Source organism: Chamaesiphon sp. OTE_20_metabat_361 (genome assembly GCF_031364565.1).
Map to the genome: position 1 here is coordinate 1 of NZ_JANLWO010000306.1, position 12,984 is coordinate 12,984.

11 protein-coding genes are annotated in these 12,984 nt (G+C 46.7%); 8 read left to right on the plus strand and 3 right to left on the minus strand.

Translation table 11 applies throughout. The annotated features are described in order from the left end of the window. Positions 1-226: 226 nt before the first annotated feature. Positions 227-1,315, minus strand: coding sequence for a bifunctional diaminohydroxyphosphoribosylaminopyrimidine deaminase/5-amino-6-(5-phosphoribosylamino)uracil reductase RibD (gene ribD, locus RMO35_RS09075; protein ID WP_309740401.1), 1,089 nt, complete (start codon positions 1,313-1,315; stop codon positions 227-229). A 236-nt stretch (positions 1,316-1,551) separates the two neighbouring features. Here ribD and RMO35_RS09080 point away from each other — a divergent pair, with 236 nt between their 5' ends. After that, on the plus strand, positions 1,552-2,334 hold the full coding sequence (locus RMO35_RS09080; RefSeq protein ID WP_309740402.1) for an HAD family hydrolase: 783 nt from the start codon (positions 1,552-1,554) through the stop codon (positions 2,332-2,334). On the opposite strand, the gene rdgB is transcribed toward RMO35_RS09080, so the two are convergent. Continuing rightward, positions 2,331-2,945 carry an RdgB/HAM1 family non-canonical purine NTP pyrophosphatase gene (gene rdgB / locus RMO35_RS09085; protein ID WP_309740405.1) on the minus strand — a complete coding sequence of 205 codons (615 nt, stop codon included), beginning with the start codon at positions 2,943-2,945 and terminating at the stop codon, positions 2,331-2,333. The two genes, RMO35_RS09080 and rdgB, sit on opposite strands and share 4 nt — an antisense overlap. A gap of 102 nt (positions 2,946-3,047) precedes the next feature. On the opposite strand from rdgB, the gene ggt reads away from it, so the two are divergent. From ggt to RMO35_RS09100, 3 genes are all read left to right on the plus strand, one after another. Further along, entirely contained in the window at positions 3,048-4,850 is a 1,803-nt protein-coding gene (ggt, locus tag RMO35_RS09090; protein WP_309740407.1) for a gamma-glutamyltransferase, read from the plus strand. Between the two features lie 189 nt (positions 4,851-5,039). Continuing rightward, the gene (locus RMO35_RS09095) at positions 5,040-5,960 is read left to right on the plus strand and encodes a hypothetical protein (protein WP_309740409.1); all 921 of its coding nucleotides are present in this window, start codon (positions 5,040-5,042) and stop codon (positions 5,958-5,960) included. A gap of 186 nt (positions 5,961-6,146) precedes the next feature. Further along, positions 6,147-7,112, plus strand: a complete 966-nt coding sequence (locus RMO35_RS09100) for a PIN domain-containing protein (protein WP_309740410.1) — start codon at positions 6,147-6,149, stop codon at positions 7,110-7,112. A 192-nt stretch (positions 7,113-7,304) separates the two neighbouring features. Here RMO35_RS09100 and RMO35_RS09105 read toward each other — a convergent pair whose 3' ends face one another. Beyond that, positions 7,305-8,834, minus strand: a complete 1,530-nt coding sequence (locus tag RMO35_RS09105; protein ID WP_309740412.1) for a phosphomannomutase/phosphoglucomutase — start codon at positions 8,832-8,834, stop codon at positions 7,305-7,307. 162 nt (positions 8,835-8,996) lie between these two features. Between RMO35_RS09105 and RMO35_RS09110 the strand changes: the two genes are divergently transcribed. From RMO35_RS09110 to valS, 4 genes are all read left to right on the plus strand, one after another. Further along, complete coding sequence (locus RMO35_RS09110) at positions 8,997-10,328, plus strand: hypothetical protein (protein WP_309740414.1); 1,332 nt, start codon at positions 8,997-8,999, stop codon at positions 10,326-10,328. A 63-nt stretch (positions 10,329-10,391) separates the two neighbouring features. After that, positions 10,392-11,249 carry a DUF72 domain-containing protein gene (locus tag RMO35_RS09115; RefSeq protein ID WP_309740416.1) on the plus strand — a complete coding sequence of 286 codons (858 nt, stop codon included), beginning with the start codon at positions 10,392-10,394 and terminating at the stop codon, positions 11,247-11,249. A gap of 117 nt (positions 11,250-11,366) precedes the next feature. Beyond that, positions 11,367-11,627, plus strand: a complete 261-nt coding sequence (nrtS, locus tag RMO35_RS09120; protein ID WP_309740418.1) for a nitrate/nitrite transporter NrtS — start codon at positions 11,367-11,369, stop codon at positions 11,625-11,627. 163 nt (positions 11,628-11,790) lie between these two features. Then, a partial coding sequence (gene valS, locus RMO35_RS09125; protein WP_309740421.1) for a valine--tRNA ligase occupies positions 11,791-12,984 on the plus strand: 1,194 nt, incomplete at its 3' end.

Genomic DNA, 12,984 nt, shown 5'->3' on the forward strand with positions numbered 1-12,984 from the left:
CGCTACGCGGACTAGTTAATCAGTCCGCGTAGCGATGCGCGCTCCTCGGGTTCCCCGAGGGTTTAGCGCATCAAGACAGCGGCGTTTTTATTCGGGGGTTCCCCCCGTCTTGGCGTTTTTTATGCGGGGGTTCCCCCCGCATAAAACGCCGCCGAATAAGAAAACGACAAGACAGGCGGACTTTGCAATGCTAGCCCCGATTTTAATCGGCGGTGGGACTCTGACGTTAATTATTGATATAGCCCTGCACGAGGATATCCGTACCGATTTGCTGATAGCTGACGCGTTCTAGCACCAGCGCTGCCGACATCGATTGAATACTCAGATCGCCTACGGGTGAAGGGGCGCTACTACCACCGACAATTTTGGGCGCAATGAAAGCGAGGACTTTTTGAATTGCACCAGTCGCGATCGCACTAGCAGCTAATGTCCCGCCACATTCCCATAATACCGACAGAAATCCGCGATCGTAGAGATGCTGCATGACAAGCTGCGGGCTGAGTGTCTCTAACTCTAACACCTCGACGCCGCGATCGCGCAGACAGGCGACCCGATCTGGCTGGGCACCGTCCTGGGTCACAACTAATGTGGGTGCGACGCTGGTATCCCATAAGATCGCCTCAACGGGAACATCCAACTTTCGCGTCATTACCACTCGCAGGGGATTGGGTGCCCCCGGATCGTGACTGGTGAGGTAAGGATTGTCTCTGCGTAAAGTATTGCCGCCAATAATCACCGCATCGCAACCCGCCCGGAGGTGGTGGACGTAATGACGGGAAGATTCACCGCTCACCCAGGTACTGTGTCCGCTGTCGGTGGCAATTTTGCCATCGAGCGTCATCGCATATTTTAAAATTCCCAGGGGACGATGATGGACGATCCGCTGCACGAATCCCTCATTTAACTCTTCACAAGCGGCTGTTTCTACCCCAACGATTACTTCGATGCCAGCTTGCTCTAGAGTGGCAATGCCGCCCCCAGCGACGAGTGGATTGGGATCGACCATGCCGATGACTACTTTGGCGACTCCCGCAGCCACTAATGCTGCGGCACAGGGCGGAGTTCTGCCGAAGTGATTGCAGGGTTCGAGACTGACATAGATCGTGGCACCACGGGCGCGCGATCCAGCGGCTCTTAGAGCAAATACTTCCGCATGAGGTTGCCCCACGCCGGGATGAAAGCCTTCGCCGATAATTTCACCATCTTTGACGATAACTGCACCCACGAGGGGATTTGGTGCGGTCTTTCCCCAAGCTTTTTTTGCCAGCTCGATACAGCGGTGCATCATTTCTCGATCGAATTCGGTAAATTTCATAAGTTGGGGAGCTGAAATAAGAAATATTAATGGCAGTGTGTCTGCGGTGTTAGATATGCTGGAGAGCTACTTATCATGATTAATTCGATTACTTTACTGTCATATAGTCCGGATCGGCTATTCAATAGTATAAGTTTTACCGATCGTTAGAACGTGTTTACACCAATGACAACCGATCGAGAAGCTGTTATTGTTAAGAAATATTGCGTAAACAATTTCACTGGTAGTAAAACTCCATGCCAGGTCTACCCCGTAGCTTATCCAAACTTCTTACTGTCTTTTGCGACTTTGATGGCCCAGTTGTAGACGTATCAGACCGATATTACAGTACCTATCACCAGGCATTAACCGATACTGCTAAATTTTACAGTGAGTTGTTGTCGCCACAATCGCGCCCTGCCGCAGTCCTAGACTTGGTGGTACTGACCAAAGCCCAATTTTGGCAGATGAAACAAAATCGCACACCCGATCGCGAGATCGCACAGCAATCGGGCTTGAATGCCGCTCAAACAGATTATTTCCTACAACGAGTTGACGAAATTGTCAACTGTAGCGATTTGCTACATCAAGACAAGATCCAACCAGGCGTAACTTGGGCGTTAGGTTTATTGAAATCCCAAGGCACCAAGCTAATTTTGGTGACGTTGCGCGATCGTGACGAAGCTAGCGGAATGCTAGAACAACACGGACTCGGACAGTTATTTGCGGACATTTATGGCACCGCTAGCCGTCAAGCTGCCTACCAAAATTATTCAGAAGTTAAAACTAAACTCCTCAAGCGTGCGATGCAAGAGCATCGAGTCGGCACCAAGCAGTTGGAGCATAGCTGGATGATTGGTGATACCGAAGCGGACGTATTAGCCGGACAAGCGATGGGAATTTCGACAATTGCGCTTACCTGCGGCATTAGGAGCCATCAGAAGTTGACTCAACTGCAACCAACGCTTATCAAAACCGACTTGCTGTGCGCCGCACATCATTTGGTGGGGATGAGTTCGCTGCAAATGTGCTGTAATTAGGGATGAGGATTTGGGGTAAGCCTAAATTCGTTGGCGATTTCAGTTAATTTTTGGGTAATAATTGCGAATGCTTTGCCGCGATGACTGATGCTGCGTTTTTGCTCGACAGACATTTCGGCGAAGGCGAGTTGTTTGGCGGGGACATAAAAAATCGGATCGTAACCAAAGCCATCGACACCACGCGCTGAAGTCAGAATTTCGCCGCGACAGATACCTTCAGCTTTGGCAACGATCGATCCGTCGGGACGGGCGACAGCTACAGCACAGACAAACTGGGCTTGTCTTTGACTCGGTTCGGGAAAATTAGCTAATTCCTGGAGAAGGCGATCGATCCGTTCTCGATCGCTAGCGGCATACCGCGCCGAATAAATTCCCGGTGCGCCATTGAGAGCATCTACCTGGAGTCCCGAATCATCAGCGATCGTCCACGCATTCAACGCGATCGCCACCTCTGAGGCTTTGAGAGCAGCATTAGCAGCAAAAGTGGCTCCAGTTTCATCCACATCTAGTTCGGTGGGTTTGAGGCTCAATTCCCACGCAGTACCGCTCAAATATGCTTGCATTTCTCGCAATTTACCGGGATTACTGGTGGCAACAATTAGTTTTGTCATGAGTTAGTGGATAGTGGCTGGTGAATAGTGGATAGTGGATAGTGAATTTTACAATGCTGTTTTTTCAATCGCAGCAGCACACTAGAGCGCAGAGAGATTATTGTGAAGGTTTTTAGAGATTTTTACCGTTACACGCTGACGATTAGCTCGTTTCTGATTCTAGCTAGTTCTGTGCCAGTTTTTGCAGCATTTCCCCGACCGACGCGCAGTCAGAATGGGATGGTAACATCGGCGCATCCATTGGCAACGCAGGCGGGGGTGGCGATCCTTCAGCAGGGCGGGAATGCGATCGATGCTGCTGTAGCGACGACGTTGGCGATTTCGGTAGTGGAACCTTTCTCGGCGGGGATTGGCGGTGGGGGGTTCATGGTGACGCAGATGGGGGGGAAGATCGAGTCGCTGGATTTTCGGGAAAGCGCACCACTCAAAGCATCGAGAGATATGTATTTGGATGCCCAGGGCAAGCCGCGCCCGAATGCTAGTCTGGAGGGACATCTGGCGGCGGGAGTGCCGGGGACGATCGCGGGGCTAGCCACCGCACATCGTAAGTATGGTAAGTTACCCTGGCGGACGGTAGTAGCGCCGTCGATTAGACTGGCGCGAGAGGGGTTTAATGTCAGTGAAATTTATGCAGAGCAAGCCAGATCGAAACAGAAACTATTAGCGACTAATCCCGCAGCTAGAGCGATTTTTATGCGTAATGGCAAACCCTTGCAACCGGGCGAGCGGTTGGTACAGCGAGATTTAGCCCGTACCTTAATTTCGATCGCCCGCAATCCCCAGAATTTTTATACTGGCACGATCGCCAGTGCGATCGATCGCGATATGCGCCAGAATAAGGGCTTAATTACCCGCGCCGATCTCCGCGCCTATCAACCAAAATGGCGAGCGCCTGTGTGCGGCAAATTTCGGCAGTACAACGTCTGTTCGATGGCTCCCCCTTCATCGGGGGGCGTCCACTTATTGCAGATCCTCAATACGATCGGGAGTACGGATCTAGCCGCGATGGGTTGGCATAGTCCCGATGCCCTGCACCTGCCGATCGAGTCGATGCGAATTGCTTATGCCGATCGATCGGTGCATCTAGGCGATCCTGACTTCAACCGGATTCCAGTAGCCGCGCTGATAAATCCAGCTTATGCCGCCAAACGCCGTCAGGAGATCGAGATGAATCGAGCGCGTCCATCATCGACAGTCAAACCAGCTACCAGTCAAGAATTACAGCAATTCGATCGAGTAGGGGTATCCCTTGTGGGTACCCAAATCGCTACGGGTACCCACAAGGGATACCCCGATGACAGATTAGTCCAGACGCCATCGGAATCGCTGGACACCAGCCATCTTAATATCGTTGACAAACAGCGCAATGTTGTTAGCCTAACTTTTACCGTGAATTACCGATTTGGCGCGGGGGTAGTGGTACCGGGTACAGGAATTTTATTAAATGACGAAATGGATGATTTCGCCATCGCTCCGGGTGTCCCGAATGTCTTTGGATTAGTTGGTGGCAAGAAAAATGAGATCGCCCCTGGGAAAACGCCCCTGTCGAGTATGACACCGACGATCGTCACAGAAAATGGTAAATTTCGGATGGCGGTCGGCGCACCGGGCGGGAGTACGATTATTACTACCGTACTGCAAATCTTACTCAATGTACTCGAATACAAGATGGATGTCGGCGCGGCGGTAGCTGCGGGGAGAGTTCACCAGCAATGGGCACCAGATAAAGTCAATGTCGATCCGTGGGGATTCGATCCAGCTACTCTAGCAGAATTACGTCGCCGGGGACACTCGATCGAGCAGCGGGGTTACTGGGGTAATGCGAATGCGATCCAACAACTGCCAGATGGACGGCTCGAAGGTGCTGCCGATCCGCGCGGAGAAGGGACGGCAAGGGGATTTTAGTGGAGATTTAGGAGAATGAGGGACTGGGCAGTTCGGCTATCGCTCACTGACCAGGGTGGGGGACTGGGGGACTATACAAATATACAAAGATAAGGATTCACCTCCTACCTTTTACCTCTTACCTCTTACCTCTTACCTCTTACCTCTTACCTCTTACCCTTTACCCTTTCCCCTTTACCCGAAATATAGATGTCTAAATTACTACTAGGATCAATTTTTAGTTCCGTACTGATTGGGTTAACAAGTGTCAGCCAATCACAAGTCTTACCCGAGGTGGCACCACCACCAAAATCGACAATCCCTACTCAAACCCAGCCATCAAAAACCCCGGATGCAACGCCATCAAATTCGACGATTACAACTCCTACTCAAGTACCAGAGGCTCCAAGTGCAACTACCCCAGATTTGACTTTACTGAGTAAAGCTGTGGGTGTGTTTTGGCAGAGCGATCGCACTGAAACTAATTCTCAGATGATAATTCGAGGTGAGCAGCAAGGCGTCAAGATCGAGATGTCAGCCCAAGTGAAAACGATTGCACAAATTGGCAATAAGTTCCAAACTCAATTAGTATTTACCCCAGTTGGATCGACCCCAAAGGCTACCTATACAATTGTTTCTAACGGTCGAGATGTCTGGATTTATCGACCAGATCGCCGTCAATATGCCAAGACTACTTTTGATGCCTTTAGATCGGGTGCTGATTGGTTGTGGACTGGCATATCTTCATCTATGTTTTTGACAATATCAGCAGCAGATCGACAAGAAATGTTGTCCGTATTAGGAACCGATCGTGATATTATCAAATCGATTCCACCATCGCAGTATAAAGATTTAGTTGGATCGCAGCGGCAAGTTGGTGGACAAGATTTTTACAACTATTCATACAACTTCAAGGCTGAAGGATTTATATTTGATGTGCTAGTTCAGCCCCAAACAGCCACAGTTCAAAGAATTGAATTTAATGGTAAAGTTGATGGCATGAATATTAGTCTATCTGAGCAAATCATTAGTCGTAAGCCGCAAGTGAAAATATCTAAGCGAACCTTTGAATTTACACCCCCCAGAGGCGTCAAAAAAGTTAAAGCTATAGATATCGAACTGTTTAAGTAACTAGCTTGTAGTTGCCAGCCCTCAGTCTTACCCGATCGTTGCCATAATTCCTCGCCCGACTGAGGGGCACTGAATCGGGATTTTGCTATAATGCAGACAGATCGATCGCTACTGTCGGCACTGCGATCGCCTGTGGGGTTGCCTCAAATATTTACACTGACTATTTACCATTCACCACCTTGAGATATGCAGCTTTTTATCGATACTAATATTCTGCTATCTTTTTATGCACTCAATCAAGAAGACTTAGCCCAACTGCATAAGCTGATTGAAGCGATCGATAATCAACAGATTACCTTATTATTAACAGACCAAATTGTTGACGAGTTCAATCGCAACCGCGAACAACGGATCGATGGTGCGATCAAATCACTCCGTACTCAAACTTTCAATCCGCAATTTCCGCAACTGTGTGAAGATTATCCTGAAATTGAATTGCTTAGGGACGCACTCAAACATTACGAACAAGCGCATGTCTCGCTAACCAAGAAGATTCTTGCAGATATTAAAACCAAAACACTCACAGCCGATCGAATTATTCAGTCTTTATTTAGTTTGGGTAAAAAGTTCGTCCCGACGCTAGCAACAATCGATCGAGCGCGACTGCGAATGAGCATTGGTAATCCACCGGGCAAGAACAATTCATTAGGTGATGCGATTAACTGGGAGTGCTTGCTCGACGAAGTACCAGAAGGCGAAGATCTATATTTTATTACTGGCGATAAAGACTATTGTTCTGCTCTAAATGACGATGACTTTAGTGACTTCTTGCTTGCTGAATGGTATAATAGAAAGCAGACAAAAATTTATTTCTATAAGCGATTAGCTAGTTTCTGTAAAGAACAATTCCCCGAAATTACGCTAGCTACCGTTCGCGATAAAGAATTCTTAATTAGAGATTTAGTAAACAGTCATTCGATCGCCAATACTCAAGCCGCGATCGAGAAGCTCAGCTATTACTCCGAGTTTTCAGCCGCTCAAGTCAATACGATCGTCGCCGCAGCAATTGCAAATCGTCACGTCGCATGGTCGCTAGAAGACGAGCTAGTCAGCGGTTTTCTATCATCGGTAGTCATCAATAACAAACAGTATTTAGACGCCGCTACTTTAGCCGCGATCGAAGAATTGTTAGGTAATAAATCATCAAATTAGTTCGGAGATCGCGACAGATTCTCAATAGAGTTCAGGCGATCGAAGGGATAAAAAAGCCAGTAAAGCCTAACAAATGAACCCCCGACACAAACTTAAATCGTTGTCATGCCTAAAATCGTCATTGATAAGGCAGCACTAGCTACATCTCTAATAGTTTTCCACATTGCCCTCAAAATTATTTAACGATCGAGATTAAAAAGCACCCAAATCTAGCAATTGCTGAGTTTTTAAAAACGATAACAGTCGCTGCTTAATCCGATCGACACCACCAGCTACATTCGATTCAATATTGACTGGAATCACCGGATCGTGGAGAGATAGTCGCAATAAAAACCAACCAGATTCACTCTCTGAAGTACAAGAAACGCGAACCCCTTCATAGTTATTAGGCACGATCTTCCAGTCGGTTTGACTTGCTGCGAATGTTTGCATTCGATCGATTACTTCATTTCCATATGCTTGAAAATCTGCGGTAGCGATCTTAATTCGTAACTCCTGACTTTCGGCTGGTTCTTGAAGATTGGCAATCAAATCTGTCAAGAATTTACCCGCTAATCTAGATTTTGCCAGTTCGATTAATAGCTTACTGACTAAATATGCACCATCATCGAGAAAGTGATTTTCTTTCATCGCAGCATGTCCAGAAGTCTCGATCGCCACCCACGATGATTTACCCTCATTATTCAGCCGGATCGACTCGTTGATGACATTTTTATAACCCCGCTTAAATCGATGATGAACCCCACCTAAATCCTGTTCGATAAATTGGGTCAAGCCATCAGAAGTAATCGAATCAGTCACAATTGTCGAATGGGGATATTCTTGTAAAACGATCGCACTAATCAAGCCGATTAAGCGATTGCGATTGAGTTCTTTACCACTGCTATCTACCGCCGCCGAGCGATCGACATCCGTATCGAAAATAATGCCAAAATCAGCTTGATGCGCGATTACAGCTTGACAAATTGCCGCCATTGCTGTCGGATCTTCAGGATTGGGAACGTGATTGGGAAAAGTGCCATCAGGCTCTAGAAATTGGCTCCCAGTCGTATCTGCACCTAAAGGTGCCAACACGCGATCGGCATAAAAACCACCCGCACCATTACCCGCATCGACAATAATTTTTAGCCCAGTTAAAGGTCGATCGAAATTAGTCGGATGATTGACACTCGATCGAATTTGCTCGACAAATTGGTTGGCATATACCGACATAAAATCGCGCTGAAAAATCGCCCCTTTCACGGCAGCAACTTCAAAATTATTACTAGCTGCTAACTGTAAAATATCACTAATATCTTGCTTTTCTAAACCACCTCGCGCGGTAAAAAACTTCAACCCATTCCGATTGAATGGTAAATGACTGGCGGTAAGCATAATTGCGCCGTCACACTCAAAGCCAGCCGTAATCGTACTCATAAACATCGCCGGAGTCGAAGCCATCCCAAAATCTTGAGCCTGACTCCCAGCATCGGTAATCCCATCGAGCGTCGCTTCCATCAGTGCTGACCCCGATAAGCGGCTATCGCGCCCTACTGCTAGAATCAGTTTGGCACCGGGCTTATTTAACTTACCTGAGAGCCACATCACGAAGGCTCTGCCGAGGATTTTGGCAACTTCCGGGGTGAGATTGACACGTTCGTCTTTGACGCCCTCCAGGGCGACTCCGCGAATATCCGAGCCATTTTGTAGCTTGTTCCAGTTAAAATTTTGCTCGATTGCCATGTGGAGTAAGTGTTAAGGATTAGGCTGGAGGTTTTCGGTGTTGAGAGGGACGGTGAAATTGGGCTGATTTGAGCGATCGTGTAACCCTCTGGTTGCCTAATAACTATAGCCAAAATACTCTAAAATAAGTGGATAGATCCGTGTATTTTGTAATATCTTTTAGTGTTAGCACCAACTACTCGCAAGAATTTGTGGTTTGAGAGATCGATGGCAATTATTGCCTCGATCGGCTTGGTAGTATCGATATTCGACCTAACTTATATTCCTTGTCGCGATTTTTACTTCCGCAATTTACCGATCGTCGTGCAAACATACGATCGCTTTAAAGGGATCGAACCCAATCGGGAAACCGAACGTTATCTCAATGCGGTCGAACAACTCAAACTCACAGTCAAGCAAGCTGGATTAGCCTCTGCACCGACTCAAAGCTGGCTCCAAGAATTGGATACTTTGAGCGTGAGTATGATTCAAAATAATCCGTTTCAAGTAGCTGGTAAAACTGGAAATTTAGAGAAAATCAAAAATGATGTGCGCGATCGCGTCCAAAATCAATCAGCAAAAGGTGCCTTTGCTATCTTCTGGAGTCAAGCTTATCTAACTAAAGCAGGCTGGGATAAAGAAATTCAATTTTACGATCGCCAAATTAAGCCATTACTCGTTACCAACTATTATCGGCGATTGAATGAATCTGGTAACTATGTCGATGACTTTTGGCAGATCGATATTATTTTTATCGGTATCTTTGCTGGCGAACTACTCGGGCGAATTTTCTTTATCCGCCGTCACAATCGCCAACTTAGTTGGCAACAGGTAGTTATCCGCCGCTGGTACGATCTGATTTTGATCTTACCTTTCGCTCAATTTCTACGAATTATTCCAGTTATCATTCGATTACAGCAAGCAAGGCTAATTAATCTCAGTCTAATTAAGTCAGAACTCAATCATTTATTTGTCGGACAAATCGCTAATGAACTAACCGAGACAGTAGTAATGGAAGTATTGCAACAAACCCAAGGAGCAATTCGAGATGGTCAGATAACTAGAGTGGTTCGCCACTATCTTAATACACCACATATCGATCTAAATAACATTAATGAGATTGAAGTTTTGATCGAGCTAATGTTAGAAATAGTTGTCTACCGGGTCATTCCCAAAATCCAACCAGATTTAGAAGCAATTTTGCGGCACCTATTTCAAAAAGCCTTGTCAGAATCTCCTGCTTATCGCAACCTCAAACTACTCCCAGGGATCGGCGAATTACCCGCCCAAGCGATCGATCGGGTCGTCAAAGAAATCTCAGCATCCATCTATACCGCCCTCACCAAGATCCTAGAAGATCCCAATAGCGCCAAACTCAGCCGACGGCTGACAGAAAATATGACTAAATCGCTCGGTGATGAAATGCAAAGAGGACAAACAATTATCAAAATTGAATCGCTCCTCTACGATCTCATCGAAGAAATCCGAGTCACATATAGTAATAAACAAATCTAGCACTTTTAAAAATTAAGGTAAGTAACACTTACATCGATCGGCTATTAATTATTAATTATCATCATGCCAATTGCAATCGGCTGTGCTGTATGGTCTTATCCAGGTTGGATGGGTGAAGTTTATCCACCCAAAACACCATCACAAGAATTTTTGCGCGTTTATAGCCGTCACTTCGCCGCTGTCGAAGGCAACACCACTTTTTATGCTACTCCCGATCGAGCGACAATCGAGCGCTGGCTCGCGCAAACTCCACCAGGATTCAAATTTTGCCTCAAGTTTCCGCGTGCGATTACGCACAATGGATTACTCGAACCTTACCTACTCCAGGCGCAAGCATTTATTACTCAGATGCAGGAATTAGGTGACAGATTGGGGGTAATGTTTATTCAATTACCACCGAATTATTCTCCAAGTTTAGGATTTGCCGATCTCAGTAATTTTCTCGCCCAGCTACCGCGTCAGGATGTCTCGATCGCGCTCGAAGTTCGGCATCTAGATTGGTTTAAATCGCCCCACCAAGAACGCTTGAACGAGTTATTAACTAGATTGGGTGTCGGTCGCGTTATCCTTGATTCTAGACCGATTTATGAGGCGGCTAAAAGTGGGGAAGCGATCGTCGAATGCAAAAAACCCCGCGTACCGCTCGCGCTGAGTTTGACAGCCCCTTTTACATTGATTCGGTATATTTCTCATCCCGTGCGCTCGGCAAATCACATCTGGTTAGAGGGGTGGACAAATCAGATTCAGACATGGCTAGAACGAGACACACAAGTGTACATCTTCGTCCATTGCCCGATCGAGGCTCGATCGCCAATTAATGCGCGGTATTTACACGATCTTTTTACTCGATCGGGTATTGCGATCGCGCCATTACCACCACCATTTAGCGATGATTTGCCAGTGCAATTAAACTTGTTCTAATCGATTTGCCATTGGAGTAGAATAAACGAGCGAACTACAGTAAATTTGTCCACAACGAACAGTTATGGGCTACCCTCATTTGGTAGGGTATCGACGATTACTAGTTAATTAGCCACCATGCTCAAAAGATATCTAGCCAGTCTATTCGATCCTGAATTTATATCTACGGGATTAAAGACAGCTTTGGTGGTTGGTTCGTTACTATTCATTATCAATCATGGGATAGCACTATCGCGCGGCGAAATGACTAGCGATCGATGGATTTCGGTAGCGATTACTTACTTGATGCCTTACTTGGTAAATGTCTACGGACAATTTAGCTACCGCCGTAAGTTTGCACTGCGGAAAAATAGCGAAATTACATCGAGTCGATCGTAATCTAAGAAACGATCGACAAGCGATCTTTGAAAGATTAATTTCTTTTTTTAACCGCAGAGGCGCAGCGCCTCTGCGGTTTAATTTTCCTAAATCCATATCATCCATATTTCCTACTCCCTTCTCTATGGCACAATTATAATAGAGTGCCAACATCACGCATCCCATGACAGCCAATCTTCCCCCCCAGTACGACGCAAAGACAACCGAAGCCAAATGGCAGCAGATTTGGGAAACAAACCAAACCTACAAAGTCGATCCGGCTAGAGGTGGGAAACCCTTCTGCATCGTCATTCCGCCGCCAAATGTGACGGGGAGTTTGCACTTGGGACATGCGTTTGAACAATCGCTAATTGATGCGCTGATTCGGTATCATCGGATGTGTGGGGACAATACTCTATATCTTCCCGGTACGGATCATGCGAGTATTGCGGTACAGACGATTCTAGAGAAGCAGCTCAAGGCTGAAGGTAAAACACGGTACGATGTCGGACGCGAGAAATTCTTAGAGCGAGCCTGGGAATGGAAGGTGGAGTCGGGTGGGACGATTGTCAATCAGCTCAAGCGGATGGGTGTCTCGGCGGATTGGACACGGGAACGGTTTACGCTAGATGAGGGGTTGTCTGCGGCGGTATTAGAGGCATTCGTGCGGCTGCACAAAGATGGGCTGATTTATCGGGGGCAGTATTTAGTAAATTGGTGTCCGGCTTCACAGTCGGCGGTGTCGGATTTGGAAGTTGAAAATAAGGAAACTAATGGCAGTTTGTGGTATTTTCGATACCCATTAAGCGATGGCTCTGGGCATATTGAAGTAGCAACTACGCGCCCCGAAACGATGCTGGGAGATACGGGAGTAGCAGTCAACCCCAAGGATGAAAGATATAAGCATCTAATTGGTAAAACTGTGAGACTGCCGATTCTCGATCGCGATATTCCGATTGTAGGCGATGATTTTGTTGAGGCTGAATTTGGGACGGGTTGTGTAAAAGTTACTCCAGCTCACGATCCGAATGATTTTGCAATGGGTAAACGTCATGACTTGCCGTTAATTAATATTATGAATAAAGACGGCACTCTCAATGAGAATGCTGGCGAATTTAACGGACAAGAACGGTTTGCAGCGCGGCGAAATATCGTCGCAAAATTAGAAGAACTGGGTAATTTAGTTAAGATCGAAGCTTATAAGCATACCGTACCTTACAGCGATCGCGGCAAAGTACCTGTCGAGCCATTACTATCGACTCAATGGTTTGTCAAAATTCGCCCGATGGCGGATAACTGTCTGGAGCATTTAGACAACCAAAATTCCCCCGAATTCGTCCCGCAACGCTGGGAAAAAGTATATCGGGATTGGTTGGTG

Excerpts from the sequence above, each read along its gene's own strand:
- ribD (WP_309740401.1), bottom strand. The coding sequence starts at position 1,315 with ATGAAATTTACCGAATTCGATCGAGAAATGATGCACCGCTGTATCGAG.
- RMO35_RS09115 (WP_309740416.1), top strand. The coding sequence starts at position 10,392 with ATGCCAATTGCAATCGGCTGTGCTGTATGGTCTTATCCAGGTTGGATG.
- RMO35_RS09080 (WP_309740402.1), top strand. The coding sequence starts at position 1,552 with ATGCCAGGTCTACCCCGTAGCTTATCCAAACTTCTTACTGTCTTTTGC.
- RMO35_RS09105 (WP_309740412.1), bottom strand. The coding sequence starts at position 8,834 with ATGGCAATCGAGCAAAATTTTAACTGGAACAAGCTACAAAATGGCTCG.
- RMO35_RS09095 (WP_309740409.1), top strand. The coding sequence starts at position 5,040 with ATGTCTAAATTACTACTAGGATCAATTTTTAGTTCCGTACTGATTGGG.
- rdgB (WP_309740405.1), bottom strand. The coding sequence starts at position 2,945 with ATGACAAAACTAATTGTTGCCACCAGTAATCCCGGTAAATTGCGAGAA.
- RMO35_RS09100 (WP_309740410.1), top strand. The coding sequence starts at position 6,147 with ATGCAGCTTTTTATCGATACTAATATTCTGCTATCTTTTTATGCACTC.
- nrtS (WP_309740418.1), top strand. The coding sequence starts at position 11,367 with ATGCTCAAAAGATATCTAGCCAGTCTATTCGATCCTGAATTTATATCT.